Raw genomic sequence first — 26,036 nt, forward strand, 5'->3', positions numbered from 1 at the left:
GGGCGATCGATTGGGCATCCACCGGCCTCGCACACACGGTGATGCGGGAGATCGTCGACGAACCGTCGATCTTCGAGGTCTATGAGGCGGTCGACCTGCTGGCCCGAACGGCCCGCTTCATCCACGGGCCCGCATTCAGCGCTGCCCACAACCAGGCGCTCGTCACAGCCCTTGCCTCGCCCCGTGTCACCGTGGAGGCGATGCACGCCCGCATCACGAACATGGTGGCCAGCAGCACACCCGCAGTGGAGCCGGAGACAGCCGCAACTGTCGGCCGCGGGCGCCGGCCGACCGCGTCAGCGGACGCGTTGCACCGGGCGGCGACCGCCGCCGCCGTCGGACTGGCTTCACCCGAGTACTTCACTCAAGCCCTCGGCGTTCCCGGGGAGGAGGGCCAGGCCCTCGTCGACGACCTCCAGGCGCGCGGCTTGCTCATGCAGGCCGCGGACGGAGCCTTGCAGCCGCTGTTCCAACCACACCAGGTGCAAGATGTCCTGGCCGCAAGCGCATCGCCTGCAACGCCTCCCACGACAGATCAGCGACCGGTGCAGACAGCAGCAGCCCCCGTCCAGGTTGCCGCGGCTCGCCCACCCCTCCCGCAGAGGAACCGCCACGCGGATCGACCGCACCCTGGGAACCTCACCGAGCGCGGATCACAATCCGGAGCGGCGTCCCCGGACGCGGAGGTAGCTGCCTTGCTGAGCCAGGATGGACTCCGCGCTCGCATCGCTGAAACCAGCACGCGACTTCAAGCGGCCGCTACTTCGACGCCCGCCAGTACAGCCAGGCCCGTTCGTACTTCGGTGAGGCCCTGCAGCTGGCCAAACAGATCAACGACCGGCAGTTCATGGCCAACGTCCTGGCATGCATGAGCCTCCAAGCCACCTACCAGGACAAACCCGCAGACGCGCTCGCCTACGTCAGCGCTGCCCAGGACGAGGCGCACGCAGCGCCTGGAACCACCCCACGCGTACGGTCGATGTTGGCCATGCGGGAAGCGTTCGCCCAAGCCACTCTTGGCAACCGGACCGCGACGCATGCGGCGATCACCGAGGCACACCGCCAGTTCGAGCGCATCCAGCCGAGCGACTCCGATCCGCCCTGGGTGGCCTACTTCGACGAGCCCAAACTGATTGTGGACACGGGCATCGCGCACGGACGCCTGGGCGAGGCAGCCACGGCCGAGCCGCTGATCGCCGATGCTCTACGCAGGGAGAACAGCATCAACCAGCGGGGCCACGCATTCCATGCGTTCTGGCTGGCTCGTACCCAGCTTCAGCAAGGGAAGCTGGACCAGGCCTGCCGCACCGCCACGCAAGCCGTGGAAAAGGCTTCAGCAGTTGCATCCCAGCGGGTGACGGGCCATCTCAGGGAGTTCTACGACCAGTTGGAGCCGCACAGACGCGAACCTGCAGCTGCCGTGTTCGAGGCTCGCCTACGGGAACTGCTCACGGTGTGAGGCGAACGGCACTTCAGCGGATCGCCTCATCCATGAGCACATACAACAGCCCGACAAGTGACCCGCTGCTCACGATCTCACGGCGGTCGATCATGCCACGCACGTCAGCCAGAGGGATCCACTCAACCCGGTCCGATTCATTCTTCTCCGTCGGCTCGCCGACGTATGTTGCCCCATCGGCGCGGAAGATGTGATGCTGCGAGTCCGTGATCCCGTTGGCCGGCTCGGCGTAGATCAGCGGCTTGAGCGGCCCTGGACGCCAGCCTGTCTCTTCGAGAACCTCCCGGGCTGCGGCCTGTTCTGGGCTCTCCCCGTCCTCGATCAGCCCCATCGGCAGCTCCCGCGCCCACGCGTCTGTGATGAAGCGATGCCGCCACATCATCAGCACTTCACGGCGATCGTTGACCACAGCAGCCACGGCGAGGTGCCGCAGACGCACCACGTGGTGCTCCCAGCGACGGCCGTCCGGCTGCTGGACGTCCACCAGGCACAAGTTGACCCACTGGTTCGTGTAGATCTGGCGTTCGCCATGGGTCTTCCACTGCATGAACGCGGTCCCTTTCGCCTACTGATCCCAGCATCTCAGAGCGAACAGCGACCTGGGTTCAACGAGAAAGATCTCGGGCCGAAGCCTGCTGCGCTACGACAATACAGTCACCGTCACAAACCCGAGTGCCCTCGCCGAAGCACGAGGCAACCGCCGACCGTGCCGTGATCCTCCGTGAGCTCCGCGTGGGAGTGGAATCACGGTCTGCTTCTCCCGGCATCGGCTCGATCGCTCCACCACGCGCGCCGGGACCCATGGCATCGCAGAGGTTACGCACGTTCGAGGTGAACCTCGGCGACCCGACGCCCTTGCCGAGACCGGCCGCCGGCGTACCTGATGTCCCGTACAGGGTTTCGCATCTTGACCCCGAGCGTTTCATCCTCCACTCGATGCTCAGTACGCCAGAAGACGTCACATGGCGGGTCGAGGTGCACTGGCTGTGCAACGGGCAGTCGGGAGTCCTGGTTGCCGACCTGGCAGGAGGACCCTTCCGGCTCGTCGGCCCCCGCTCGTCGTTCCCCACGCTGAGCGCCGCACAGCGACGCGCCGGGGCGGAAGGAAAGCGAACTGCAGGAGGGCAGGGCGCGGGCCGAGTGCACCGACCGGTTGCTGATCTCCAACGAGCAGCACGCGCGGCGCGTCCTCGCCGAGTACGCGGAGCACTACAACACCGGGAGGCCGCACCGGGCCCTGCAGCTTCGCGCGCCCGGCGACGACCCGGACGTTGTCCCCTTCCCCGCGCAACGGATCCCCCGCCGCGACGTCCTCGACGGACTGATCCACGAGTACCGCAATGCCTCCTGACGAACATCACGGCAGGCCGGTGAACGTGCAGTTCAGCGCCCGTGCGGGACTTTTGGAACCCTTCAGGGGGCGTTCGCGCCGGTGAGGCGTCGGGTCATGACGTGGGTCATCGCCCAGTAGACGCGGGAGGCGGAGGGGCGGTACTCGTAGTCGCGGACCAGGCGCCGGTGCAGTATCAGGATCCCGTAGGTCTGCTCGACCCTCCACCGCTTCGGCTGCGGTACGAACCCCTTGTTCTGCGGGTTGCGTTCGACGATCTCGACGTCAATCCCCAGGCCGGCCTCCTGCATGACGACCTGGTTCTTGAAGCCCTGGTCGACCAGGGCTTTGCGGACGGTTCCGCCGGCGTGCTCGGCAACCTGGTCCAGCAGGATGCTGCCCGCGGCGTTGTCGTGGGTGTTCGCGGCGAGGACGACGACTGCGATGACCAGGCCGAGGACGTCCACGGCCAGTCCGCGCTTGCGGCCCGGCACCCGCTTGGCCGGATCGTGGCCACTCGTGGTGGCGGGGACCCCAGCGGCCATGTGGACACCCTGGGTGTCCAGGACCACCAGGGTCGGGTCCTGAACGGAAAATCGATCCCCAGCTGGGCAGGCGGCAGCATCCGTTCCGCGGAGCGGAACGGATGTCCTGGACGAGTGGGAAGTTCAGCTTGCGGGGGCGAGGCTGACGGTGTGGCCGAGGGCCTGGAGCTGGCGGACGAGTTCGCGTGTCTTGCGGGCCGGATTGAGGTGACGCTGGTGCCAGTCGGCGCCGAGGTCCTGGTAGCGGGCGTCAGGGTCGTTGATCAGGTGCCAGGCGATGACCAGGATGGACCGGGCGACGGCGACGAGGGCCTTGGAGTGGCCGCGGCGTTTGACGATGCGCCGGTAGCGTGCGCCGAGGAAGGTGTCGGTGCGGGCGGCCGCGCTGGCGGCCTCGCCCAGCGCCCCTTTGAGCCAGGGGTTGCCCTTTCCGGTCGGGCCCGCGGTGTTCTTCGTCCCGGACTGGGTGGTGCGGGGGCACAGTTTCGCCCACGAGACCAGGTGTTCGGGGGTGGGGAAGCGGCTCATGTCCGCGCCGATCTCCGCGAGGATGATCTGTGCGGCGGTGGGACCGACCCCCGGGATCGCGTCCAGCCGCTCGACGAGGTCTTGTGCAGTCCTGCTGGCGGCCGGCGCGGTGTCCTCGGCGTCAGGCGGGCTGGTTCCCGTGTCGTCGGACGGGGCGGTGATCTCTTCCAGGGCCAGGGCAATCAGCCGGTCGAGCTCACGGATCTGCGCGGTGAGGTGGTCGATGCTGTCCAGCAGGACGTGCAGCAGGCGGCCGTGGTGCTCGTCGAACTGCCCGGTCAGGGCCTCGATCAGCGCCGGCTTCTTCGCGGCCAGGCTGGCCCGGGCGAGGTCCGCCAGCGTCCGGGGGCTGCGTTCACCGGCGACGAGTGCGTCGAGCATGGCCCGACTCGATACGCCGAAGAGATCCGAGACCACACTGGACAGTTTGATCTGCGCATCCTGAAGAATCTTGTCCACCCGGTGCTTGTGCCGGGTGCGTTCCTGGACGAACACGGTCCGGGTGCGGGTGAGATCCCGCAGCTGCCGGACGGACTTCGGAGGGACGAACGAGGCCCGGACCATGCCCCGTTCGGCGAGCTTGGCCAGCCAGACCGCGTCCAGCTTGTCAGTCTTGGGCCGACCGGGGACGTTCTTCACATCCCGCGCGTTGACCAGCCAGCACTCCAGCCCCCGCGCCTCCAAGAGGTAGAAGAAGGGCCGCCAGTAAGGGCCCGTCGACTCCATGACCACGCGTTGGATGCCCTGGCAGATCAGCTTGTCGCCGAGTTCCAGGATCACGTTGGTGGTCGCGGCAACGTTCCAGACCTCCTGGACCCGCCGACCCTCGATGGTGTCGTGCGGCACCCGCAGGCACACCATCCCCGACGCCTTGGCGATATCGATCGCCGCGACCCGGGCCACCGTTCCGTCGTCTTGCTCCTCCGCCAGTTCCCCCATCGTGTGCCTCCCCTTGTGCCTGGTGCGGACGGGGCTGCCCGGGGTGCCTCAAGGGGAAACGGAGAACCTGAACGGCGTGCTCGAGACGACAATGCGCGGCCCCTCGGACGGCTCCCTCACCAGACTCTAATGCGGGCTCAACAGCTCATGGACCTGCGGCGTCGGCGGACAGCCCCAGTACCGATTTTCACGCCGGCGAGGCGTCATCGACAGATGAACGGACAACTCTAATCGGCGGGCGCGTTCGCGGACCTGGCAGCGCGGGAGTTCATGGATGACTTGGTCGGTTCCGTCGTCCCGCCAGGCGGCGAAGTAGTAGTAGGTCGCGCTCTTCTGCGGCAGGTCGTGCGGGAGATAGGCCCACTGGCAGCCGGTCCGCCCCTGGTAGAGGATCGCGTTCACGATCTCCCGGATGTCGTAGGCGCCCTGATGACCGCTGACCGAGCGGTGCCGGTTCTTCCACGCGGTGATCACCGGCTCGATCAACGACCACTGCTAGTCCGATAAGTCGCTGGGATACGGCTTGCGTTCACTCACCCGGTCGCATCACCAGATCAACTACTGCGGACCGGTAGATTCCGCCCCGCCGCCACACCATCAGGCGACAGCAAATCCACTCAAAGACTCACGAACCGCCCTCTCAGAGGAGGCCGCGGTCGGTGAAGGCTTGCTGGACTACGCGGGCCTGGCGGTTGCCGTACATCGACTGGGCGGTTGCGACCGTTTGGCGGGCCGCCGCCGCGAAACTGGTGTCCGGGGCGAAGCCGAACTGGGCGTTGACGATGATCCGGTCGGCGACCGTCGGGCCGAGGGCCGTGCGGATCTGGAACAGGGCCTGCGACCAGATCTCACCGTCCGCGTGCACCTCGCCGACGAGGTCCTCCGGGTAGTGCTTGCCCGCGTCCAGCCGGCGCAGGCAGTGCGGCACCGTCGAGGTGTACGACGTGGAGTCCCAGTCCATCACGCACGCCAACGGCTCCTTCACGGGGACGCCGTACTTCTTCGCCACCCAGTCGCCGACGGTCACTGAGAAGTAGTCGCCGAACGCCTCACCGATCGAGCCGGACTCCAGGTTCGACCCGAAGCCCGGGACCTGGGCGGCCTGAATCGCGTGCCCGGTCTCGTGCACGATCACCTCGCCGTCCTCGGCGTCGTCAACACCACCCTTGCCCAGGGTGATGGTGTCCCGCTTCTCGATCTCGAACGAGTTGTCCCCGCCGTACTGATCGACCTTGTAGTCCTGGCTCTCGGCATTGACGGCAGGCAGCGCACTGCCGAACCCGAGCGACTGCAGGTACTTCTGCGTCTCGGTCCCCCAGAAGTACGACATGACCTGCTCGAACCGATCGTCGCTCCGGTTGTAGAAATAGGTGCCGTCCGTGCTGTACGCCGCCGGCCCGGTGTTACTGCGCACGTTCGCCCAGGTGCCCTGCAGATAGCCGGAACCGTCCAGGTCGGTCAGCGTGACCTCGTAGTAGTCGCCCCGCGGGACCGCGGTCGCGGAGTCGTGCTGGTCGGTGAGCGACTCGTCGCCGCTGGATTGCACGGGGTTCGGAATGAACACCAGAGCCTTCGCCGTCGTCGTCCCGACGGGCGGCTGCTTCGCGTCCGCGACCGGCGCGCTCAACGTCGCCAGTGTCAGTGCAGCAGCTGAGGTCAGGACGGCGGTGGTCTTCAAGCTCTTCGTGGCCATTGATGCCTCCAAGTCAGCGCTCAGGGATCGGCTACGACAACGTAAGTCGTCCCTTGCCACGGGCGGAAGATCTCAGAGTGCGGTTTGAGGCAGCTTGAGGGAGTTTGAGGCTCTTGGTATCGCTCGGACGGGTGTGTTTGGGGACAAGCGGCCGATCGGCGGGGTTGAGGGTGCTGGGGTAGCGCCATGAGTGAGCGCAAGCCGTACCCGAGCGACTTATCCGACGCCCGCTGGGCGCTGGTCGAGCCGGTGATCAAGGCGTGGAAGGCCGCGCATCCCTCGGTCAGTGGTCATGAGGGCCGCTACGAGATGCGGGAGATCGTCAACACGATCCTTTACCAGGGCCGTACCGGCTGCCAGTGGCACTACCTGCCGCACGACCTGCCGCCCAAGAGCGCCGTGCTGTACTACTACGGCCTGTGGCGCGAGGACGGCACCACCGAGACCATCCACGAGCTGCTGCGCTGCCAACTGCGCGAGCGAAACGGCCGATTAGAGTTGTCCGTTCATCTGTCGATGACGCCTCGCCGGCGTGAAAATCGGTACTGGGGCTGTCCGCCGACGCCGCAGGTCCATGAGCTGTTGAGCCCGCATTAGAGTCTGGTGAGGGAGCCGTCCGAGGGGCCGCGCATTGTCGTCTCGAGCACGCCGTTCAGGTTCTCCGTTTCCCCTTGAGGCACCCCGGGCAGCCCCGTCCGCACCAGGCACAAGGGGAGGCACACGATGGGGGAACTGGCGGAGGAGCAAGACGACGGAACGGTGGCCCGGGTCGCGGCGATCGATATCGCCAAGGCGTCGGGGATGGTGTGCCTGCGGGTGCCGCACGACACCATCGAGGGTCGGCGGGTCCAGGAGGTCTGGAACGTTGCCGCGACCACCAACGTGATCCTGGAACTCGGCGACAAGCTGATCTGCCAGGGCATCCAACGCGTGGTCATGGAGTCGACGGGCCCTTACTGGCGGCCCTTCTTCTACCTCTTGGAGGCGCGGGGGCTGGAGTGCTGGCTGGTCAACGCGCGGGATGTGAAGAACGTCCCCGGTCGGCCCAAGACTGACAAGCTGGACGCGGTCTGGCTGGCCAAGCTCGCCGAACGGGGCATGGTCCGGGCCTCGTTCGTCCCTCCGAAGTCCGTCCGGCAGCTGCGGGATCTCACCCGCACCCGGACCGTGTTCGTCCAGGAACGCACCCGGCACAAGCACCGGGTGGACAAGATTCTTCAGGATGCGCAGATCAAACTGTCCAGTGTGGTCTCGGATCTCTTCGGCGTATCGAGTCGGGCCATGCTCGACGCACTCGTCGCCGGTGAACGCAGCCCCCGGACGCTGGCGGACCTCGCCCGGGCCAGCCTGGCCGCGAAGAAGCCGGCGCTGATCGAGGCCCTGACCGGGCAGTTCGACGAGCACCACGGCCGCCTGCTGCACGTCCTGCTGGACAGCATCGACCACCTCACCGCGCAGATCCGTGAGCTCGACCGGCTGATTGCCCTGGCCCTGGAAGAGATCACCGCCCCGTCCGACGACACGGGAACCAGCCCGCCTGACGCCGAGGACACCGCGCCGGCCGCCAGCAGGACTGCACAAGACCTCGTCGAGCGGCTGGACGCGATCCCGGGGGTCGGTCCCACCGCCGCACAGATCATCCTCGCGGAGATCGGCGCGGACATGAGCCGCTTCCCCACCCCCGAACACCTGGTCTCGTGGGCGAAACTGTGCCCCCGCACCACCCAGTCCGGGACGAAGAACACCGCGGGCCCGACCGGAAAGGGCAACCCCTGGCTCAAAGGGGCGCTGGGCGAGGCCGCCAGCGCGGCCGCCCGCACCGACACCTTCCTCGGCGCACGCTACCGGCGCATCGTCAAACGCCGCGGCCACTCCAAGGCCCTCGTCGCCGTCGCCCGGTCCATCCTGGTCATCGCCTGGCACCTGATCAACGACCCTGACGCCCGCTACCAGGACCTCGGCGCCGACTGGCACCAGCGTCACCTCAATCCGGCCCGCAAGACACGCGAACTCGTCCGCCAGCTCCAGGCCCTCGGCCACACCGTCAGCCTCGCCCCCGCAAGCTGAACTTCCCACTCGTCCAGGACATCCGTTCCGCTCCGCGGAACGGATGCTGCCGCCTGCCCAGCTGGGGATCGATTTTCCGTTCAGGGCCCCAGCCTGGTGGTGCTGGACACGCAGAGCGTGCACGCGGCGGTCGGCGTTCCCGCTGCCACGACCGGCCGGGATGCCGCTAAGAAGGTCCCGGGACGCAAGCGGGTGCTGGACGTGGACGTGACCGGCCTGGTCATCGCCGTGGTGGTCCTCGCCGCCTCCGCGCACGAGAACACCGCCGGCATTGCGCTGCTGGACGCCGTCGCCAAGGCCACGGACACCGTCAAGACGGCGCTGGTGGACCAGGGCTTCAAGACCGCGGTGGTCGAGCACGGCGCCGCCCTCGGCATCGAGGTGGAGATCGTCGAGCGCAACCCCGACCAGCACGGCTTCGTGCCGCAGGCCAAGCGGTGGATCGTGGAGCAGACCTACGGGATCTTGATGTTCTTCCGTCGGCTGGTGCGGGACTACGAGCACCTCCCGTCCTCCTCCGCCTCCCGCGTGCACTGGGCGATGATCGACGTGATGTCCCGGCGGCTGACCCGCCGTCACACCCCGCCCCCGTGGCGCGATCCGCAGGTGGTAGGCGCGTGAACCTCAAGCCCCTGCTCGACAAGCTCGCCACCTGCGAACAACAGGCCGCCGCCCGGGCCGAGCAGCTGCGCGAGCAGATCACGGAGCTGTCGGCCCAGCTGCGCGAGGCAGAGCAGGAGCTGGAGAACCTGCGCATCAGCCGCAAGACCGTCCTCGCGCTGCCCGACGAAGACGACCCTCAGTCACCAGCCCACGAACCTCCCGCCCTGCCCGACCACCCGGACTACCAGCGCATCCTCGACGCCTTCTCCACCGCCGACCGTCCCCTGCGCGCCAGGGACCTGTGCGAGGCGCTGGACACCGGCATGGAGCCGAAACGCATCGAGGGCATGCGCTCCAAGCTGAAACGCCTGGTCAAACGGGGCATCCTCGAAGAGTCAACCCCGGGAGAGTTCCACCCGGTCAGGCCCTAACCCGCACCCGTCCGGCATCGTGACCATCAAGCTCAACCCAGGACACCCGATGAAACGGACGTAGCTTCACGAACCGCGCTCTCAAAGCTGATCCGAGAGGCTTGCGTAATCGGGCAAGAATGATCTTGGTGTGGGATTCAGCCTGAGCCGCACTCCTCAAGCCCCTTGCCGGGGCAGCGTGACGCCCTCGCCTGCCTCGAACGAGGGGAATCACTCCTCCGGCTCGTCGCGGTCGCTGCCAAAGGCAACGAACCGGGACCCGGCGGACACGCTGTCTACGGTCGCGCGGTCCTCGAGGGGCCCCGTCGGTCAGGGTTGGGGCCCCTCGAGTGGGCGCGTGGTCCACGTGAGGGGAGCGGATCAGACGCGCCACCAGATCCAACGAAGCGGCCGCCCTGACCCAGCGTCTCGGCGCCCTTGGGGTCGAATGCATCCACGTCATGCGCCGATCGCTGCACGAGACGCTTTCTCCACCACACAACCATGATCAACGATCGAGACCTCGACGTCTCACCGCTTACTGTGCACGAGCTCGTTTTAGGCCGCTAAGCGGATGACCTGAAGTTCTGCGCGGAATCTGGAGCGGCAGCGGCGGCCTGGCGCGATGGCCTCGATGACGAGAAGACCTCGCCGGGTGTTGTATCGAGGTTGACCAAACTACGACAAAACCGGCGAGGTCAAGGCCAGTATGCGTCCGGCATCCGTGTTCGCCAACCGCCCCGGTCCGGCGTACCAGCACCTGTATCACCTGCTGCATCACCGGTGGCGAGAGGCCTCCCGCGCGGTGATCGTGCTGCTGTCCGCGGCCGGCATGACCGCAGGAGAGATCGGCGAGCTGCTCGGCTACCACCCGGCCACGGTGCGCCGCTGGATCCATCGCTACAACACCGCCGGCCTGGCGGGCCTGGCCGATCGCCCCCGCGCGGGGCGGCCCCGGCTCGGCGGGCCGAGGCTGGGCGAGCGCATCCGCCGCCTGCTGACCCGCCCCGGGCCGTGGACCATCCGCCGGATCTGGCGCCGCCTGGGCCGGCCGAAGATGAGCCTGCGCACCGTGTACCGGCACACTCGCGAACAGGCGGCCTGGCGGCGGCCCCGCCTGGTGGCCAGGGGTGACCCCGAGCGCAGGCGCACCCTCGCCGCCCTGCGCCGCCAACTCGCCGCCCTGCCCCACGGGTCGGTGGTCTGGGCCGAGGACGAGACCCACCTGCACCTACTGCCGCACGTGCGGGCGAGCTGGATCCTGCGCGGGACGCGGCAGCAGGTGGCCACCCCAGGCAAGAACCGGCAGGCCACCGTCTTCGGGGCCCTGGAAGTGGCCACCGGCGCCTGGGTCTACACCCTGGGCCGCCGCAATGCCGCCGCCTTCGTCGCCTTCCTCCAGCTACTGCTGGCCGCCTACCCCGCCGCCCCGGTCGTCGCGGTGGTCTGCGACAACGACAGCATTCATCACGCGAAGGCGGTGACCGCCTACCTGGCCGACCAGCCCCGCCTGCGCCTGCTGTTCGGCGCCCGCTACAGCCCGCACGACAACCCGGTCGAGCGCATCTGGGCCGCGCTGAAGGCCCACATTGCCAACACCGCCGTCACCTGGCCGGGCCGCCTGCGCCAGGTCCACGCCTTCTTCCGGCAGCGCTCACCCACCCAGATGCTGACCACCGCCGCACCCTGGGCCTCGCCCTGGCTGCCGAAGAGTTACGCGCAGAACTTCAGGCAAGCCGCTTAGACGACGCATGGCCAGACGGAACTTATCCACTTGCATGGTGGTGCGTCCACCCATTTCCTCCCTCGGGGCCGCAGGCACCTGCCATGCCCTAGCCTGAGCCCAGCGGTGAGGTTGTCCGCACGCTGACCGTTGCCGGGAAGATGACGAGGTGACGGAGGTAAGTCGTCAGCGTCGTCGTGCGTGCTCAGGCGGTGCGGTCTACCCCGTGCTGTTCCGTGGGTGTGAGGTGGGCCAAGCAGAGCGAGGGCTCGACGAAGGGCTCCAGCCGCTCGACGCCCAGGGTGGCGCGTACTTCTTTCAGGGCGCCTCGCATGAGGCCCAGGTGCAGGGAGCACACCACGTCGCGGTGCTCCTCGGCGACTTCCCTAAACGGGCAGTGGCGCAGTGGGATGACCGGGTCTGGCCGGTTCTCGGCGGGGCCGGGGGCGAAGCCGACGTCCGTGAGCACTTGGGTCAGCCGCCGGATGGCGTCGTCGGTGTCGATGCGCTGGGCGGGAGAGGGGGTGTCGGCGAGGTAGTGGCCCCATGCCTCTCCGGCGTTGACGGCGGCCTGCGCGGGTTGCGGCAGTGCTTCGGTGACGAGGCCGGTGAGCATCTGGGCGAGCAGCTGGTAGCTGCGGCGGCCTGCCGGTACGCGGGAGGCGGCGGCGCGGTAGACGGTGCGGGGCCGGCCAGGCCGGCCGCGTCCCTCGGTACTGCGCTCGGCGAGCCCCTTCTTGACCAGCGTGTCGAGGTGGAACCGGGCCGTGTTGGAGTGCAGGCCCGTATGCTCGGCGATTTCCCGTACGCCCACTGCTTCGGGCGTGGCGCGCAGTACGTCGAGTACATGGGCCCGGCTCTCGCCCACGGCGGGAGGGCCGGCTGGATCATGCAACGTCTGCTCACTCATTTCACCAATTTTACCCACTGTGCGTCGTAGAAACGAGTGAAAAATTGTTTCCCGCGTCCCGTTACTGGCTTCGTCATTCGTTAGCCGTCATTCGTCGTCGGGGTCGTCGAGCCGGGCAAGCCAGGTTGAGAGCCGGTCGATGGGGATCTCGAACTCCGGGTTCAGGTCGGCGAAGTACTGCAGCCGGTCGGCGAGCCAGGCCATGCTCACGGTTTCCTTGCCCCGGCGTTCCTGGAGTTCCTCGATCGCCTGGTCGGTGAGGTGCATCGCTCACTCTCCCGTGTGCCGTGCTGGTGTCATGGACTGTGAGGCTGTGCCGTCAGCGGGGTCGGATCGGAGCGGCGACGGATCTGCATGCCGGGGCGGCGGCGGTGCACCGTCACGTAGACCAGGCCGCCAGGCCCTGCGGTGAGGCTGCGTGTCGAGCCGTGTGGCAGCCACAGGAGTGCTCCTTCGGTCAGGGGCAGTTCTCCTTCGGGGGTGTTCATCACGCCGTCGCCGGTGACGATGAGGAGCAGGACGTCCAGGTCGGGCTCGGAGTGGGTGCCGATGTGTTCCCCGGCGGGCAGCCGGATCAGGTTGGCATCGAGCTGGCGGCCGGATTCGGCCAGTTTCCACAGGACGCCGGCGGGTTCGGGGAGTCTGCCGGTGAGGGCCTGGACGTTGCACAGCATGCGTGCCACGGTCGCCTCCTCCGGCTGCCCGCCGGTCCGCGGCTCAGGCATCGCCGTCCACCCGGGTGATGCGGATCTGCCACTGCTCGGGCCCCGACTCGACGTACTCCCAGGTGAAGCGGCCGAGGTGGGTGGCCTCGAATTCATGGCGCAGTGGCTTGGGGTCGTGGTTGTTGACCAGGACGAAGGACTCCCTGTCCGCGAGGCGGGCGAAGCGGGTGAAGATGCGCGGGTGGCGTTGGCCGTGCGGGATCCCGCGGACGTCGACGACCGCCGGGTCTTCCAGTCGGTCGCCTGCCAGGACCGTGGTGAAGTCGCCGACGAGCGCGGACAGGTCGACTCCCGGCAGCGCCCGCAGGGCGGGCAGCAGCACGGCGCGCTCCATGCCGAGATGGACGCTGAGCATGCCCGCGAGGGTGCGGGCTGCTCCGGCGCGTTCAGAGCTGTCCGTTGCAGCGGTCAGGGAGTCGGCGTGCCGGTCGATCGTGCTGGCCGCGGTGCGCAGTGCCCGGATCAGCAGCCGTGTTTCGGCGGCGCCGGACGCGGCGGCGTACAGCGTTTGCTCGGTGGCCGTCAGGAGGCGGCGGAGTTGTTCGGTGGACGCGGTGGTGAGTTCCTCGTGGGGCTCGGTGAGCGCGGCCAGTCGTTCCAGCAGTTGCCGGTGGGTTTCCTGGACAACGCGCTGGGCCTGGACGTCCGGGTCAGTGTCGGTTGCCTGGATGAACACCTCTGCTGCGGGTGGCATGCGTGATCCTCTTTCGTCCGGCTGGGGTACTGCGAATACCGCCACAATTATTACATGTTACTTCGTAAAAATTCTGAAGACGTCCGTGTTGCCGAGGAGCGTCCCCAAGGCTTCGAAACTCATGGCGCAGGGGTTCGGGGTCGCGGTCGTTGACGAGGGTGAAGGCTTCACCGGGGATCAGGCGTGCCCAGCGGGCGAAAACATGAGGGTGACGCCGGCCGTGGGGGATGCCGGTGACGTCCAGGACGGCGGGCCGGTCGAGGCGACCGCCGTCGAGGAGGGCCCTGAAGTCTGTGGCCAGGGTGGTGAGATGGCCGCCGAACAGGGCGGCGAGGGCGGGCAGGAGCACGGCCTGCTCCACCGCCACGTGGGTGGTCAGGCGCGCCTCAATGCTCTGGGCGATGACCTTCGCGCGGTGCGCGTCATCGGTGCGGGTGAGAGCGTCGATCTCCTGGTCCAGTGCGGTCGCGGCAGTACGCAGGGCCCCGGATGAGCAGGCGGGTTTCCGGAGAGTCTGCAGCGGGGGCGTACAGGGCCTGGTCGGTGGCGTTCAGGTGGCGGCGTACCGGGCCGGTGCAGAAGTCGGTCAGGGTCGCCAGGGCGGCCTCGCGGGCATCGGTGCCCAGTTTCAGGTCGGTCAGCAGTGTGGCCTTCGGCCGCAGGCCGGCGAGCAGCCGCTGCTGGCGGTGCGGATCACACAGCCCGCGTCTGGATGGCCGGGTCGGTCTCGGTGGCCTGGATGAACACCTCGGACGTCAGCGTCATGGTTCTGGCCCTTCTCCTGTCACACCCCGAACGGATACATTAATTATTATATGTATTATTCGTAGAAACTTGGTGCTGAAAAACCTCTACCGAGGGGAGGAGGTGCGCCGATGACCTACGTGATCGCGCAGCCGTGCGTCGATGTGAAGGACAAGGCGTGCGTTGAGGAATGCCCGGTGGACTGAATCTACGAGGGACAGCGGTCGCTTTACATCCACCCGGACGAGTGCGTGGACTGCGGGGCGTGCGAGCCGGTCTGCCCGGTCGAGGCGATCTTCTACGAGGAGGACGTACCGGCCGAGTGGCGGGAGTACACCCGGGCGAACGTGGAGTTATTCGACGCGCTCGAGTCGCCCGGCGGTGCGGCCAAGCTGGGACTGATCGAGGCGTGACCACCTGCTCATCGCTGCCCTTCCGCCACAGGGGGAGTGAGGGCGCCGGAAGCCATCACGGGCGCTGGGCCGTTCGCGGAGCCCGGCACCAGCCTGACCTGCCGAAGCGCCCGTGACCGCCCAGCCCGGTCTGATTCCCCCACGCCGCATTATCCGTATACCGAGGAAGGAACGTCATGCACATCGCCGAGATCGCCACGTCCCCCCGCCGCCGCGCACCCGTGCCAGGCGGCCCGACCGCGGCCCTGCTCACCACTGCGGAAACCTCCGACCAGGTTGCCGTCCTCCACGTGGAACTGCCCGCGGGTGCCACCATGCCCGAACACGACCACGGCGCCTCGCAGATCGTGCTCATTCCGCTGGCCTGATCCGTCGAACTGCACCACAACGGCCAGACCCGGACGCTGACGGCAGGTACGGCCGCCGCCCACATCGCCATCGGCGAGCGCGTCAGCCTGGCCAACCTCGGTGACCAGCCGGCCTCGCTGATGGTCGTGGCCTCGCCACCGGAGTTCGCGGGCCGGCTCGCGTCCTGGCCGCCGGCTTGATCCGACACACCCGACAGTCGTCCTTGGGCACGGCAGAGAGGCAACGCATCGATGAACACCACGTCGGCCGCGACCGCGGGCGCGGTCACCTTCCTCTGGCTCGGAATGGTCCTGGCGATCTCCTTCCTGGAGGCGCCGCTGAAGTTTCGCGCCCCCGGGGTGACCATCTCCATCGGACTGGGCATCGGCCGCATGGTCTTCCGGGCACTGAACCTCGTCGAGTCCGTCCTGGCAGCCGTCGTCGTCGCGGCGGTGGCCGTCGGCGGCTCTCCGGCGGGCGTCGTGGTGCTCACCGTCGTCACGGCGGTGCTGCTCGCCGTGCAGTTGGGGGTGGTCCGCCCTCGGTTGAACCGCAGGTCGGACCGGGTTCTCGCCGGGGAGGACCTGCCCCGCTCCCACGGGCACGTGTACTACGTGGCCTTCGAGATCGCCAAGGTCATCGCCCTGACCGTGCTGGGGATCAGCCTGCTGGCACGGTAATCCGCCTGGCCGGGCCTCTACAGGCAGTACGGGGAGGGCTGGCCGCGCGGAACGGGCAAGGTCACGCAGCGGCCAGCGCACTCCAACCTCGGCCTTCACCGGAGAGCTTGACCCGCTGGCCCGAGCCGTAGCCGACGCCTCCGCTCACCTTCGGCAACCAATCCGGAGGCGAGGCCCGGTTCCCGGAGCCGGCCCACCAGGAGACGCCGAGGTCAGGCGGTCTTGGCGACGGTCAGCAGGGCGGCGGCGTCTTCGAGGGCCTCCAGGCTGTGGCGGGCGAGTGGTACGAGGAGCAGGTCTCCGGCCATGCCTTCCCATGCCTCGTCGCCGCTGTGCAGCCGCACCCGGCCGCGCAGGACGAGGACGGTGGCCTCGCCGGGGTTTTCGTGTTCGGCCAGGGTGGTGCCGGCGCGCAGGGCGATCAGTGTCTGACGCAGGGTGTGTTCGTGGCCGCCGTAGACGGTTTCGGCGCTGCGGCCGGTGGAGGATGCGGCGGCCCGTTCCAGGTGTTCGCGGACGCGGGCGTCGAGGGAGAGCTTTTGCATGGGGATGGGTGTGCCGTTTCTCTTGTCAGTAGCGGACGCCGATGCGGCGCCAGCGGCGTCCACTGGTGCCGGGCTCTGTGGGGTGGGCCGCGGTGCGGGAGCGGTAGAGGACGAAAGGACGCCACAGGTACCACAGCGGGACGCTCCAGGCGTGGACGAGCCGGGTGAAGGGCCACACGGTGAGGATGGCCCAGGCGGCGGTGGCATGGACCTGGTAGATCAGCGGGGCGTGCGAGATCGCGTCGACGTCGGGGTTGCCGGCGAACAGGCCGCGGAACCACAGTGCCACGCTCTGGCGGTAGTCGTAGCCGGCACCGAGGAGGTTGACGCCCATGGTCGGGATGATGCCGAGCACGATGACGATGGCGAGCAGGATGAGGGCCACCCAGTCGACGGGGCTGGTGGTGGCACGGACCTTGGGCACGGTGGTGCGGCGGAAGGCGAGGATCACCACGCCGAAGACGACGGCGAGCGCCGCGACGGTACCGCCGATGGAGGAGAACCAGCGATAGGTGTCCTCGGGGATGCCGAGCCACCGGGTGAAGGACTCGGGGATGAGGATGCCCATGACGTGGCCGGCGATGGCGGCGAAGGTGCCGTAGTGGAAGAGCGGCCCGCCCCATTTCAGCAGGCGGCGCTCCTGCAGCTGGGTGGAGCGGCTGGTCCAGCCGAACTGGTCATAGCGCCAGCGCCAGACGTGGCCGACGACGAAGGTGACAAGGGCGAGGTAGGGCAGGATGACCCACCACCACAGGTCCCAGGAACTCACCGGCCCTCCTTTGCGCTCAAGAACGCTTCTGGCGTCGGATCTGCGGATGCTGTCGGGTGTCCGTGCGGGGCGAACGGCTCCAGTCCGGTCTGCTTTGGTGGGCCGAAGGGCTCCAGACCGACCTGTTCACCCGGGGGCCCTTCGATGGCCAGCCGGTGCCAGGCGTCGCGCTCATGGCGGGCCGGTTCGGGCAGCCGGCTGCAGAGCGTGTCGAGCACGCCGGCGTACGGGGTGGAGTGCTCGTGGAGTGCCTGCCGGAGGAGTTCGAGTCCTGGCCGACACTGCAGCAGGATGCGGTGGCCGGGCTCGGGGGCGAGGGCGGCGAACTCCAGGACCAGCGGCAGGAAGTCGGGCAGCTCCGCCTCGGGCGGTTCATGGCCGGCCTGTCGGTAGGTGTGTTTGAGGGCGAGCAGGGCCATGCCGCGGGCGCGGGTGTCGCCGTGCCGGTAGTACGTCAGGTGCAGGCCGCGGCGGCGGGTGTGGTCGAAGGTGTCCACATACTGCTGGGCGGCCTCGGTGGGGGCCAGGCGCCGCAGGTGGTCGCGGGCGGTGGCGAACCGGGCGCGGTCAGCCGGATCGTCGACGGCGGGCAGGACCGCGGTGATGTCGTCCAGGCAGGCGAGCATCGTCTCGTCCGGGTAGCGCAGGAGGATAGAGGCCATGCGGTGCACCAATGGCGTATCGGCCGCCGGACGGCGGGCGCGGCGGCGGATCACCGGTTGCCCCCGTCGCCGAAGAGGCCGGGAGCGGGGCCGGTGCCGTTCCAGCCCAGGAGGTTGAAGCGCACCTTCCCGTCGCCGTCGCGGAACTGGCTGCCGCCGCTCGATGGGGCCAGGCCCGGCAGGGGTGGCGGAGCGGCGGCCAACTGATCCTCCTCGTGGGCGGCGAGATCGGCCACCCCACCGGGGTAGTCCAGGGAGCAGTGCTGGGCCATCAGGGCGCCGGAGCCCTCGGCGTGCACCCGGGGGATGACGTAGCGGTCGTCGTACTTGGCGATGGCCAGCAACCGGTACAGGTCCTCGATGTCGTCGGCGCTGCTGTCGACCTGGCAGAGCAGGTCCTGGTCGGGCGGGTCGCCGAGCTGCTGGGAGCGCATGTGGGCGCGCATCGCGGTCAGTTTGCGCAGCACGCCCTCCACCACGCTGGTCTCCCCGGCGGTGAAGAGGTTGGCCAGGTACTCCATGGGGATGCGCAGGGCGTCGATGGCGGCGAACACCCGGTCGGGGTCGTCTTCGTGGTAGCCGGTGGCATGCACCGCGTCCGTGACCGGGGACAGCGGCGGCACGTACCAGACCATGGGCATCGTGCGGTACTCCGGGTGCAACGGCAGCGCCACCCGATGCTTCTTGATCAGCGCGTACACAGGGGAACGCCGGGCGGCCTGGACCCAGTCGTGGGCGATGCCGTCACGCTCTGCCGCCGCCTGCACCTCGGGGTCGTTGGGGTCGAGGAAGACCGACAGCTGGGCCTCGTACAGGTCCTTGTCGTCCTTGACCGAGGCGGCCTTCAGGACGGCGTCGGCGTCGTACAGCATGACGCCGAGGTGGCGCAGCCGACCCACGCAGGTCTCGGAGCAGATGGTGGGCTGCCCGGCCTCGATGCGCGGGTAGCAGAAGGTGCACTTCTCGGCCTTGCCGGTGCGGTGGTTGAAGTAGACCTTCTTATACGGGCACCCCGACACGCAGAACCGCCAGCCGCGGCAGCGGTCCTGGTCGACCAGGACGATGCCGTCCTCCTCCCGCTTGTACATCGCCCCGGACGGGCAGGACGCGACGCAGGAGGGGTGGAGGCAGTGCTCGCAGATCCGTGGCAGGTAGAACATGAACGCGTGCTCGAACTCCATCCGCACCCGCTCCGACAGTCCCTTGAGGTTCGGGTCGGCGTCTGCGTACTCGGCGGCTCCGGCGAGGTCGTCGTCCCAGTTCGGTCCATGCACCGGACGCATGTCCCGGCCGGTGAGCTGGGACTTGGGGCGGGCGCTGGTGAAGCTGTCGGACAGCGGCGCGGTGGTCAGGCTCTGGTAGTCGTATGTCCACGGTTCGTAGAAGTCCTCGAGTGAGGGCAGGTCGGGGTTGTAGAAGATGCTGAGCAGCTTGCGGACCCGGCCGCCGGCCTTCAGCTTCAGCTTGCCCCGGCGGTTCAGGGTCCAGCCGCCCTTCCACTTCTCCTGGTCCTCGTAGCGGCGCGGGTATCCGGCGCCGGGCTTGGTCTCGACGTTGTTGAACCAGACGTACTCCGATCCCGGCCGGTTCGTCCAGGTCTGCTTGCAGGTGACCGAGCAGGTGTGGCAGCCGATGCACTTGTCGAGGTTCATCACCATGGCGACCTGAGCCATCACGCGCATCAGAACTGCACCTCCTGGCTGCGCCGCCGGACGACCGTGACCTCGTCCCGTTGGTTGCCCGTGGGGCCGATGTAGTTGAAGCCGTAGGAGAACTGTGCGTAGCCGCCGATCAGATGAGTCGGCTTGATCAGCAGCCTCGTCAGGGAGTTGTCACCGCCGCCGTGCAGCCCGGAGGTCTCCGTCTTCGGCACGTTCAGGTGCCGGTCCATGGTGTGGTACATGTACACCGTGCCCTCGGGCATTCGGTGGGTGACCACCGCCCGGCAGGCCACCACCCCGTTGCGGTTGTACGCCTCGATCCAGTCGTTGTCGGCCACCCCGATCTTCTCAGCGTCCTTCGGGCTCATCCAGATCACCGGGCCGCCGCGGAAGAGGGTGAGCATGTGCAGGTTCTCCTGGTACTCGGAGTGGATGGACCACTTCGAATGCGGGGTCAGGTAGCGCACCACGAGTTCCGGGTGGCCGTCCGGTGAGCGGGTCGGGTCGCCGAAGCGGGCCATCATGTTCAGCGGCGGCCGGTAGACGGGCAGTTGTTCGCCGAACTCGGCCATCCAGTCGTGGTCGAGGAAGAAGTGCTGGCGACCGGTGAGGGTGTGCCAGGGTTTGAGGCGTTCGACGTTGACGGTGAACGGGGAGTAGCGGCGGCCGTCGGACTCGGTGCCGGACCACTCCGCCGAGGTGATCACCGCGCGGGGCTGAGTCCGGGTGTCCTCGAAGGTGATGCGGTCGCCGGAGCGTTCCTCGGCCAGGTCGGCCAGGTCCACGCCGGTGCGCTCCTCCAGCGCGCGCAGCGACTGCACGGCCAAACGGCCGTTGGTGGTGCCGGACAGGGTGAGGATCGCCTCGCAGAACTGGTCGTCTCGGGCGATCGAGGGACGCCCAGTGGCGATGCCGCCGCGCACGGTGCCGTTGCGGCGGCACAGGTAGTCGATCTCCTCGTCGGGCTTCCAGGTCAGGCCCTTGGTGGTGGTGCCGAGACGGTCCAGCAGCGGGCCGATGGCGGCCATCTTCTCGGCCACTGCCGTGTAGTCGCGCTCGACCACGATCAATTTCGGCATCGTCTGGCCCGGTACTGGCTCGCATTCGCCGGCCTTCCAGTCGCGTACCCGCCCGTGTGGCTGCGCCATTTCGTCTGCCGTGTCGTGGGCGAGCGGGGCGGCGATCACGTCCCGTCGCATGCCGAGATGGGTGGCGGCCAGGCGGGAGAACTCGGCCGCGACGGTGTGGAAGATGTCGAAGTCGGTGCGGGTCTGCCAGGGCGGTGCAATGGCCGGGTTGAAGGCGTGCACGAAGGGGTGCATGTCGGTGGAGGACAGGTCGTATTTCTCGTACCAAGTTGCAGCCGGCAGCACCACGTCGGAGAACAGGCAGGTGCTGGTCATGCGGAAGTCGACGGCCACCGACAGGTCGAGCTTGCCGACCGGGGCCTGCTCGCGCCAGGTGACGTCCTTGGGACGCAGCTCCAGCGGGGTCTCGGCGGCAGTCACCGCGTCGTCGGTACCGAGCAGGTGCCGCAGCATGTACTCGTGGCCCTTCATGGACGAGGCGAAAAGATTCGCCCGCCAGATGAGCAGCACGCGGGGGAAGTTGGCCGGGTCGTCGGGGTCCTCGGCGGCGAACCGCAGCCGGCCGGCGTTCAACTCCTCTACGACATACTCCGGTACCTCCTTACCGGCCCGTTCGGCCTCGTCGCACACGTCGAGGGGGTTGCGGTTGAAGGCGGGGTGGGAGGGCATCCAGCCCAGCCGTGCGGCCAGCGCGTTGCAGTCCGGCAGGCTACGTCCCGCCAACCGGCCCTGCCCGAGCGGGCTGGTCAGCGTGTCGGCGGGGAACGCCTCGTAGCGCCACTGGTCGGTGGCCAGCCAGAACAGCGGGGTGCCCACCATGTGCCGGGTGGGCCGCTGCCAGTCCAGGCCGAACGCGAGATGGAACCAGCCGGTCAGCGGGCGCACCTTCTCCTGGCCGACGTAGTGCGCCCAGCCGCCGCCGTTCACTCCCTGGCTGCCGGTGAGCATCACCAGCGACAGGAACGCGCGGTAGATCTGGTCGGAGTGGAACCAGTGGTTGGTCCCCGCTCCCATCGCGATCATCGAACGGCCGCCGGTGCGTTCGGCGTTGCGGGCGAACTCTCTGGCAATGCGGGCGGCCGCCTTGGCCGGCACGGAGGTGATCGCCTCCTGCCAGGCCGGGGTGTAGGGGCTGTCCGCGTCGTCGTACCCGGCCGGCCACGTTCCGGGCAGGCCCTTGCGGGCCACGCCGTACTGGGCGAGCACCAGGTCGAAGACGGTGGTGACCAGGTGTCCGCCGACCCGCAGCGTCGGCACCCCGCGCCCCAGCACTGCGCCGGACTCGCTGGGCCCTGCGTCGAAGCGCGGCAGGTCGACGGCCACCGCCTCACTGTCTGGCCGGCCGTGCAGGGACAGCAGCGGATCCGTACTCTCCAGGTTCAGGTTCCACCGGGGGCCACCGTCCTGGGACGTCCAGCGAAAGCCCAGCGACCCGTTCGGCACCACTGGTTCTCCCGTACGGGCGTCCAGCAGCACCGTCTTGAACTCGGCCGCCTCCTCCTTGCCATCCCGGCCGGGCAGGTCGGAGGCGGTGAGGAACTTGTCCGGCACAAACGCGTCTCCGCGCTCGCGCAGCCGCACCAGGAACGGCAGGTCGGTGTAGGTTTTGGCGTACTCGGTGAAGTACGGCACCTGCCGGTCGCGGTAGAACTCGGTCAGGATGACGTGTCCCATGGCCATCGCCAGCGCGCCGTCCGTGCCCGGGGTCGCCGCGAGCCAGTCGTCGGCGAATTTGGTGTGGTCGCCGTAGTCCGGGGAGACCACCACGACCTTCTGCCCGCGGTAGCGGGCCTCGGTCATGAAGTGGGCGTCCGGGGTGCGGGTGATGGGCAGGTTGGTGCCCCACACGATCAGGTAGCCGGCGTTCCACCAGTCGCCGGACTCCGGTACGTCCGTCTGGTCGCCGAACACCTGCGGCGAGGCCATCGGCAGGTCGGCGTACCAGTCGTAGAAGGAAGAGATCGTGCCGCCGATCATCGATAGATACCGCGTCCCGGCCGCGTAGGACGCCATGGACATCGCCGGAATCGGGGAGAACCCCACGATGCGGTCGGGGCCGTACCGTTTCGCGGTGTGCACCTGCGCCGCCGCCACCAACTCGGTGACCTCGCGCCAGTCGCAGCGTACGAAGCCGCCCTTGCCGCGGGCCCGCTTGTAGGCGGCGCACCGCTCCGGGTCTGCGGTCAGCCACTCCCACGCCTCGACCGGATCCGCGTGCCGCGCCTTCGCCTGCCGCCACAGCTCAAGCAGCGGGCCGCGCACGTACGGGTAGCGGATGCGGGTGGGCGAGTAGGTGTACCAGGAAAACGACGCGCCGCGCGGGCAGCCTCGCGGCTCGTACTCCGGGGAGTCCGGGCCGACCGAGGGGTAGTCGGTCGCCTGCGTCTCCCAGGTGATCAGGCCGTCCTTGACGAACACCCGCCAGGAGCACGACCCGGTGCAGTTCACGCCGTGCGTGGAGCGCACTTCCCGATCGTGGCGCCACCGCTCCCGGTAGAACTCCTCCGCCGCCCGGCCGCCCTCGCGGTACAGCATCCGCCGGTCGGGTGACTGGGTTCCGGGGAAGAAGTACTGCGCCGTACGCATCAGCCGTTCCGCCGCGGCGTCGGCCCGGTCAGTGCTCACACCATTCGCCTCCTCGGATGCTGCCGTTGCCTACTCGCGACCTGCATCCCCCGGTGCCTCGCGTGGCTGGCCGCGGGGTGGTGACCACCATGCTCCGCCCACGGCCGAACCGAACGGGGCCGACACTCCGTCAGCCCACATGCGCGGCAGACCAGAAGCTTGAACGGCTGAAGAACAGTGGCCTGTGTGCAGGCCAGGCGTTGGGATACTGAGCACGGGGCCCTGCCGGCAGGCGCAACCGCCGCTGCCGTGGCCACCGGGCCACCCCCTATCCACCCACCGCAGGCTCTGCGGTTACACCAGCCCCTGGGGGATGCCGAAACTCCCGTATAGGCACTGGACTGGAACTTTGCGAGGGTCGGCGGACCTGGTCCGTTCGGCGGGCATGGCACTGCGCATGCTCTGCCCGGATCTTCGCCCGGCTTCTGCTGCTTCCCGTACCGACCGGGCCGGAGATGCCGGGCTGATCTCTTTGCGCCATGAGGTCGTGGTGCTGCGCCGTTTCTCCCGCCCCTCCCCGGGCCTGGCGCCTACGGGTACAGGTTCTGGGGCTCGGCCGCGTACGCGCCGCCGTACAGCTCGGTGTCGGTGAGCCGGATATGCATCGGCACACCCCCGACCACGCGGACGAAGGCGCTGCCGGCGGGCAGGTCGCTGGAGAACGTCACCGGCGCACTGGAGGCGGTGCGCACAGCGGGCGGGACCCCGGGCCTCACCTATTGCCCATGAGGACGATCGTTCGGCTGAAGCCTCATGGAGCCTTTCGCCGCGTAGGCGAACCGCCCTTCACGACCACACTTCGCTCAGCCCCGACCGGTGCCCGCGCTGGCCGGGGCTGCCGACCACGTTGCCCAGGCATGGACGCCTACGATCACCTCGACCTCGACGAGATCGACTTCGCGCCGGTCGGGCACACGACCAAGCGCCTGACCCTGCTCTCCCTCGGGGAGGCGCACGATCTGCTGCGTCTGCTGGTGGCGGTCGCCCAGGCCGGCGGGCTGGTGTCCCGCGGGGCGGCGCGTCTGGCGCGGGGGATCGCCGCCTGCATCCCCTTGGAGAACTGACCGCATGGCCCGGATGAACCTGGACATGGGGGCCGCACCCGAGGTTCGGGTGCGGCCCTGACGCGTTCCGATGTCTCAACCTTTCCCCGCCCTTTTCAGGAAGGGATAAAGCCGTCGCGATGCGCAGGGATGCCCATACGGGCGAAGGCGGAGACGGCTGCCAACGGGGGCCTCGCCCACGGGGCGAGGGGGTCAGCCCTGTGACCCTTCGGGATGTAACGATTCTCTGTGGCCGGGGCCGGGTTGTGCGGCCGCGAGTGCCGTTGCGGCGCGCGACGCTCTGGTGTGTGAGCGCTCCAGTGAGACTGAGTGAGTGACCGCGACGTGGTGGTGCGGGCCCGGGTTGAGGGCTTGGGCCCGCAGCAGACGACGGAGGCCGAGGTGTGCAGCGACGATGTGGTCGCCGTCAGCCCGGTTCAGCGGCCGTCTTGCGAGTGGGTCACGCAGGCTGTCGGTGGCGGCTGCGACGCTGTCCGTCATGGATGAGCTGGAGTTCCTGCGCGGCCGTGTCTACGGAGCCGACCACGACGATGCCGGACCGCGGCAGGGGCGCACCTACGTGGAGCTGGTGGCCGGCCCGCTGGATGGTCTGCTCCTGGACGTCACGGACTGGCCCGACCACGCTCGAGCCGAAGACGTCGCCCTGCATACGGAGATAGGCCGATACGGGCCGGGCGGCCGCGCCCTGTACTCCCCGAGACCGGTGGACCGGAGCCGGTTCGACTGGCGCGGAGACATCCCCTGACCGTCGCCGTGGCCGGCCCGACCACAGGTGCGGCCATGCCTGGTCAGCGCCCTGAACCGCGGAGGGCGCCCGTGGCCGCGATGCGCAATCGCTGACCGCGTGTGTGCAGTCTCGGCATGGCGTGGGCCGGTTGCGCACGCGATGCGCAGGCGCCCGGGAGCTGCGTGGTCCGGCCCGGCGGGCTGTGCGGTGCTGTGACCTGCCGTGGTGGGGCTTGTGGTCGGGGGTGGGGGCCTGCGCAATGGGCGTCGGTTTCCCTGCGGCGGGGTGTGTGCATGGACACGGTGACGCTGCGCACTGCCCGGCTCGGCCCGAGTGTCGGGCTCACGGGTGGGCATGCGCTAGGACTGATCTTGAGCAGGCCGCCGCAACTTCTGGTGCCGGTTGTGCGTTGGTGGTCCGGGAAAAGATGTTCCGCTTCCTGCGGGGAGATGCCGGTGCAAGGCCTGCCCGGCGCTCGTGTGCGAACCCCCGTCCCCTGCCAAGGGGGTGGGGTTTTCGCGTTGCGGCGTGGGGCTGCGGCGACGTGGATCCTGTGCGTCGGCTGCGCCGCCCCTGCGGTGGAGGTGTCTGCATAGTGGCGATGGCCAGTTCCGCGAGGTTGGTGGGCTTCGTGGGGGAGAGGTGGCTGGCCTCCCCATACCGGGCCAGCTGTCGATGCCCGGCACTGGCCAAGGCTCTGACGCGATCAGCGGGCACGATCAGAGACTGGTGATCAAGGCTGTGAACTGGGCGGATGATTTATCCGTGTACGTACGCAGGGTGACGCCCTCGCCGCGACCCGCACGTTCCCAGAACGACCAACTAAACCACTTCGCGCGCACCATCCGGGTCTCGTGCATCTTACGTTCGAGACGATGCTCGGCGAGCGCCGGACCAGGCACAGTTCGATCTGGCGCAAGGGAGGCGGGCCGGCAGATCTATTACCACCAGGCATGCGTGTGCCGCCCTGGGGTGGACTGAGTGAGGCGCACCCGTCCCGAGTCTGCCCGTGCAGACGAACGAGCGGCTGGGCCGGGTGTTCATCGCTGGGTGATTCACCGGGCGAGCTCCGGCCCGCTCAGCG

24 protein-coding genes and 6 pseudogenes are annotated in these 26,036 nt (G+C 68.6%); 12 read left to right on the forward strand and 18 right to left on the reverse strand.

Annotation, left to right across the window (positions count from 1 at the left end; genetic code table 11):
- Nucleotides 1–347 precede the first annotated feature (347 nt).
- Nucleotides 348–479 carry a hypothetical protein gene (locus tag ACQEXA_RS54290; protein WP_433133810.1) on the reverse strand — a complete coding sequence of 44 codons (132 nt, stop codon included), beginning with the start codon at nucleotides 477–479 and terminating at the stop codon, nucleotides 348–350.
- A 281-nt stretch (nucleotides 480–760) separates the two neighbouring features.
- Between ACQEXA_RS54290 and ACQEXA_RS54295 the strand changes: the two are divergent.
- A pseudogene (locus ACQEXA_RS54295) lies at nucleotides 761–1,459 on the forward strand (hypothetical protein); the annotation flags it as partial.
- A gap of 13 nt (nucleotides 1,460–1,472) precedes the next feature.
- On the opposite strand, the gene ACQEXA_RS54300 reads toward ACQEXA_RS54295, so the two are convergent.
- The gene (locus ACQEXA_RS54300; protein WP_433133812.1) at nucleotides 1,473–2,006 is read right to left on the reverse strand and encodes an NUDIX hydrolase; all 534 of its coding nucleotides are present in this window, start codon (nucleotides 2,004–2,006) and stop codon (nucleotides 1,473–1,475) included.
- 567 nt (nucleotides 2,007–2,573) lie between these two features.
- Here ACQEXA_RS54300 and ACQEXA_RS54305 point away from each other — a divergent pair.
- The gene (locus tag ACQEXA_RS54305; protein ID WP_432938763.1) at nucleotides 2,574–2,810 is read left to right on the forward strand and encodes an integrase core domain-containing protein; all 237 of its coding nucleotides are present in this window, start codon (nucleotides 2,574–2,576) and stop codon (nucleotides 2,808–2,810) included.
- Between the two features lie 62 nt (nucleotides 2,811–2,872).
- On the opposite strand, the pseudogene ACQEXA_RS54310 reads toward ACQEXA_RS54305, so the two are convergent.
- From ACQEXA_RS54310 to ACQEXA_RS54325, 4 genes and pseudogenes are all read right to left on the reverse strand, one after another.
- Nucleotides 2,873–3,379: pseudogene (locus tag ACQEXA_RS54310) on the reverse strand (transposase); the annotation flags it as partial.
- A 78-nt stretch (nucleotides 3,380–3,457) separates the two neighbouring features.
- Nucleotides 3,458–4,801: an IS110 family transposase gene (locus ACQEXA_RS54315; RefSeq protein WP_432921322.1), complete on the reverse strand. Its 1,344-nt coding sequence runs from the start codon at nucleotides 4,799–4,801 to the stop codon at nucleotides 3,458–3,460.
- A gap of 225 nt (nucleotides 4,802–5,026) precedes the next feature.
- Nucleotides 5,027–5,287: pseudogene (locus ACQEXA_RS54320) on the reverse strand (transposase); the annotation flags it as partial.
- Between the two features lie 154 nt (nucleotides 5,288–5,441).
- Nucleotides 5,442–6,494, reverse strand: a complete 1,053-nt coding sequence (locus ACQEXA_RS54325) for a M4 family metallopeptidase (protein ID WP_432921325.1) — start codon at nucleotides 6,492–6,494, stop codon at nucleotides 5,442–5,444.
- Between the two features lie 186 nt (nucleotides 6,495–6,680).
- On the opposite strand from ACQEXA_RS54325, the pseudogene ACQEXA_RS54330 reads away from it, so the two are divergent.
- The 5 genes and pseudogenes from ACQEXA_RS54330 to ACQEXA_RS54350 form a co-directional block, all read left to right on the forward strand.
- Nucleotides 6,681–6,992: pseudogene (locus tag ACQEXA_RS54330) on the forward strand (transposase); the annotation flags it as partial.
- Nucleotides 6,993–7,217: 225 nt separating this feature from the next.
- On the forward strand, nucleotides 7,218–8,561 hold the full coding sequence (locus tag ACQEXA_RS54335) for an IS110 family transposase (protein ID WP_432921322.1): 1,344 nt from the start codon (nucleotides 7,218–7,220) through the stop codon (nucleotides 8,559–8,561).
- 78 nt (nucleotides 8,562–8,639) lie between these two features.
- A pseudogene (locus ACQEXA_RS54340) lies at nucleotides 8,640–9,182 on the forward strand (transposase); the annotation flags it as partial.
- Nucleotides 9,179–9,595, forward strand: coding sequence for a hypothetical protein (locus ACQEXA_RS54345; RefSeq protein WP_433133814.1), 417 nt, complete (start codon nucleotides 9,179–9,181; stop codon nucleotides 9,593–9,595). The pseudogene ACQEXA_RS54340 and the gene ACQEXA_RS54345, both read left to right, overlap by 4 nt.
- Nucleotides 9,596–10,283: 688 nt before the next feature.
- A complete protein-coding gene (locus tag ACQEXA_RS54350; RefSeq protein ID WP_432923211.1) occupies nucleotides 10,284–11,318 on the forward strand; it encodes an IS630 family transposase in 1,035 nt (344 codons plus the stop codon).
- Nucleotides 11,319–11,502: 184 nt separating this feature from the next.
- Here the strand turns inward: ACQEXA_RS54350 and ACQEXA_RS54355 are convergent, their stop codons facing one another.
- The 5 genes from ACQEXA_RS54355 to ACQEXA_RS54375 all read right to left on the reverse strand — a co-directional run bounded on the left by ACQEXA_RS54355 (nucleotide 11,503) and on the right by ACQEXA_RS54375 (nucleotide 13,993).
- Nucleotides 11,503–12,207 carry a helix-turn-helix transcriptional regulator gene (locus ACQEXA_RS54355; RefSeq protein WP_433133816.1) on the reverse strand — a complete coding sequence of 235 codons (705 nt, stop codon included), beginning with the start codon at nucleotides 12,205–12,207 and terminating at the stop codon, nucleotides 11,503–11,505.
- 87 nt (nucleotides 12,208–12,294) lie between these two features.
- Entirely contained in the window at nucleotides 12,295–12,474 is a 180-nt protein-coding gene (locus ACQEXA_RS54360) for a DUF6104 family protein (RefSeq protein WP_433133818.1), read from the reverse strand.
- Between the two features lie 29 nt (nucleotides 12,475–12,503).
- Entirely contained in the window at nucleotides 12,504–12,932 is a 429-nt protein-coding gene (locus ACQEXA_RS54365) for a cupin domain-containing protein (RefSeq protein ID WP_433133820.1), read from the reverse strand.
- On the reverse strand, nucleotides 12,925–13,626 hold the full coding sequence (locus tag ACQEXA_RS54370) for a DUF2249 domain-containing protein (protein WP_432921307.1): 702 nt from the start codon (nucleotides 13,624–13,626) through the stop codon (nucleotides 12,925–12,927). Before ACQEXA_RS54370 ends, ACQEXA_RS54365 begins: the two co-directional genes overlap by 8 nt.
- Complete coding sequence (locus ACQEXA_RS54375; protein ID WP_433133822.1) at nucleotides 13,583–13,993, reverse strand: DUF2249 domain-containing protein; 411 nt, start codon at nucleotides 13,991–13,993, stop codon at nucleotides 13,583–13,585. Before ACQEXA_RS54375 ends, ACQEXA_RS54370 begins: the two co-directional genes overlap by 44 nt.
- 508 nt (nucleotides 13,994–14,501) lie before the next feature.
- Here ACQEXA_RS54375 and fdxA point away from each other — a divergent pair.
- From fdxA to ACQEXA_RS54390, 3 genes and pseudogenes are all read left to right on the forward strand, one after another.
- Nucleotides 14,502–14,823 (forward strand): annotated as a pseudogene (gene fdxA / locus ACQEXA_RS54380) (ferredoxin).
- Nucleotides 14,824–14,959: 136 nt separating this feature from the next.
- Nucleotides 14,960–15,151 (forward strand): hypothetical protein, encoded by a 192-nt coding sequence (locus ACQEXA_RS54385; RefSeq protein ID WP_432921301.1) that lies wholly within the window; start codon nucleotides 14,960–14,962, stop codon nucleotides 15,149–15,151.
- A 231-nt stretch (nucleotides 15,152–15,382) separates the two neighbouring features.
- Nucleotides 15,383–15,811: a hypothetical protein gene (locus tag ACQEXA_RS54390; RefSeq protein WP_433133824.1), complete on the forward strand. Its 429-nt coding sequence runs from the start codon at nucleotides 15,383–15,385 to the stop codon at nucleotides 15,809–15,811.
- 212 nt (nucleotides 15,812–16,023) lie between these two features.
- Here ACQEXA_RS54390 and ACQEXA_RS54395 read toward each other — a convergent pair whose 3' ends face one another.
- From ACQEXA_RS54395 to ACQEXA_RS54420, 6 genes are all read right to left on the reverse strand, one after another.
- Complete coding sequence (locus ACQEXA_RS54395) at nucleotides 16,024–16,356, reverse strand: cupin domain-containing protein (RefSeq protein ID WP_359410360.1); 333 nt, start codon at nucleotides 16,354–16,356, stop codon at nucleotides 16,024–16,026.
- A 25-nt stretch (nucleotides 16,357–16,381) separates the two neighbouring features.
- Nucleotides 16,382–17,125, reverse strand: a complete 744-nt coding sequence (gene narI, locus ACQEXA_RS54400) for a respiratory nitrate reductase subunit gamma (protein ID WP_432921295.1) — start codon at nucleotides 17,123–17,125, stop codon at nucleotides 16,382–16,384.
- Nucleotides 17,122–17,787, reverse strand: a complete 666-nt coding sequence (narJ, locus tag ACQEXA_RS54405) for a nitrate reductase molybdenum cofactor assembly chaperone (RefSeq protein ID WP_433133826.1) — start codon at nucleotides 17,785–17,787, stop codon at nucleotides 17,122–17,124. Before narJ ends, narI begins: the two co-directional genes overlap by 4 nt.
- A 50-nt stretch (nucleotides 17,788–17,837) precedes the next feature.
- A complete protein-coding gene (narH, locus tag ACQEXA_RS54410; RefSeq protein ID WP_433133828.1) occupies nucleotides 17,838–19,469 on the reverse strand; it encodes a nitrate reductase subunit beta in 1,632 nt (543 codons plus the stop codon).
- Entirely contained in the window at nucleotides 19,469–23,122 is a 3,654-nt protein-coding gene (locus ACQEXA_RS54415) for a nitrate reductase subunit alpha (RefSeq protein ID WP_433134806.1), read from the reverse strand. Before ACQEXA_RS54415 ends, narH begins: the two co-directional genes overlap by 1 nt.
- Before the next feature lie 569 nt (nucleotides 23,123–23,691).
- Nucleotides 23,692–23,829: a hypothetical protein gene (locus ACQEXA_RS54420; RefSeq protein ID WP_432921287.1), complete on the reverse strand. Its 138-nt coding sequence runs from the start codon at nucleotides 23,827–23,829 to the stop codon at nucleotides 23,692–23,694.
- A gap of 189 nt (nucleotides 23,830–24,018) precedes the next feature.
- On the opposite strand from ACQEXA_RS54420, the gene ACQEXA_RS54425 reads away from it, so the two are divergent.
- Together ACQEXA_RS54425 and ACQEXA_RS54430 are read left to right on the forward strand one after the other, a co-directional pair.
- Entirely contained in the window at nucleotides 24,019–24,225 is a 207-nt protein-coding gene (locus ACQEXA_RS54425; RefSeq protein ID WP_432921284.1) for a DUF6417 family protein, read from the forward strand.
- 478 nt (nucleotides 24,226–24,703) lie between these two features.
- A complete protein-coding gene (locus ACQEXA_RS54430; RefSeq protein WP_433133830.1) occupies nucleotides 24,704–24,970 on the forward strand; it encodes a hypothetical protein in 267 nt (88 codons plus the stop codon).
- Between the two features lie 701 nt (nucleotides 24,971–25,671).
- On the opposite strand, the gene ACQEXA_RS54435 is transcribed toward ACQEXA_RS54430, so the two are convergent.
- The gene (locus ACQEXA_RS54435) at nucleotides 25,672–25,812 is read right to left on the reverse strand and encodes a hypothetical protein (protein ID WP_433133832.1); all 141 of its coding nucleotides are present in this window, start codon (nucleotides 25,810–25,812) and stop codon (nucleotides 25,672–25,674) included.
- Nucleotides 25,813–26,036: the final 224 nt, after the last annotated feature.

The organism is Streptomyces sp. CA-106110 (genome assembly GCF_050936285.1).
Taxonomy (GTDB): domain Bacteria; phylum Actinomycetota; class Actinomycetes; order Streptomycetales; family Streptomycetaceae; genus Streptomyces.

Bases quoted from the DNA above. Each gene is read 5' to 3' on its own strand.
- ACQEXA_RS54300 (WP_433133812.1), bottom strand. From the start codon at position 2,006: ATGCAGTGGAAGACCCATGGCGAACGCCAGATCTACACGAACCAGTGG.
- ACQEXA_RS54315 (WP_432921322.1), bottom strand. From the start codon at position 4,801: ATGGGGGAACTGGCGGAGGAGCAAGACGACGGAACGGTGGCCCGGGTC.
- ACQEXA_RS54325 (WP_432921325.1), bottom strand. From the start codon at position 6,494: ATGGCCACGAAGAGCTTGAAGACCACCGCCGTCCTGACCTCAGCTGCT.
- ACQEXA_RS54335 (WP_432921322.1), top strand. From the start codon at position 7,218: ATGGGGGAACTGGCGGAGGAGCAAGACGACGGAACGGTGGCCCGGGTC.
- ACQEXA_RS54350 (WP_432923211.1), top strand. From the start codon at position 10,284: ATGCGTCCGGCATCCGTGTTCGCCAACCGCCCCGGTCCGGCGTACCAG.
- ACQEXA_RS54355 (WP_433133816.1), bottom strand. From the start codon at position 12,207: ATGAGTGAGCAGACGTTGCATGATCCAGCCGGCCCTCCCGCCGTGGGC.
- ACQEXA_RS54360 (WP_433133818.1), bottom strand. From the start codon at position 12,474: ATGCACCTCACCGACCAGGCGATCGAGGAACTCCAGGAACGCCGGGGC.
- ACQEXA_RS54365 (WP_433133820.1), bottom strand. From the start codon at position 12,932: ATGCCTGAGCCGCGGACCGGCGGGCAGCCGGAGGAGGCGACCGTGGCA.
- ACQEXA_RS54370 (WP_432921307.1), bottom strand. From the start codon at position 13,626: ATGCCACCCGCAGCAGAGGTGTTCATCCAGGCAACCGACACTGACCCG.
- ACQEXA_RS54385 (WP_432921301.1), top strand. From the start codon at position 14,960: ATGCACATCGCCGAGATCGCCACGTCCCCCCGCCGCCGCGCACCCGTG.
- ACQEXA_RS54390 (WP_433133824.1), top strand. From the start codon at position 15,383: ATGAACACCACGTCGGCCGCGACCGCGGGCGCGGTCACCTTCCTCTGG.
- ACQEXA_RS54395 (WP_359410360.1), bottom strand. From the start codon at position 16,356: ATGCAAAAGCTCTCCCTCGACGCCCGCGTCCGCGAACACCTGGAACGG.
- narJ (WP_433133826.1), bottom strand. From the start codon at position 17,787: ATGGCCTCTATCCTCCTGCGCTACCCGGACGAGACGATGCTCGCCTGC.
- narH (WP_433133828.1), bottom strand. From the start codon at position 19,469: ATGCGCGTGATGGCTCAGGTCGCCATGGTGATGAACCTCGACAAGTGC.
- ACQEXA_RS54415 (WP_433134806.1), bottom strand. From the start codon at position 23,122: ATGCGTACGGCGCAGTACTTCTTCCCCGGAACCCAGTCACCCGACCGG.
- ACQEXA_RS54425 (WP_432921284.1), top strand. From the start codon at position 24,019: ATGGACGCCTACGATCACCTCGACCTCGACGAGATCGACTTCGCGCCG.
- ACQEXA_RS54430 (WP_433133830.1), top strand. From the start codon at position 24,704: ATGGATGAGCTGGAGTTCCTGCGCGGCCGTGTCTACGGAGCCGACCAC.
- ACQEXA_RS54435 (WP_433133832.1), bottom strand. From the start codon at position 25,812: ATGCACGAGACCCGGATGGTGCGCGCGAAGTGGTTTAGTTGGTCGTTC.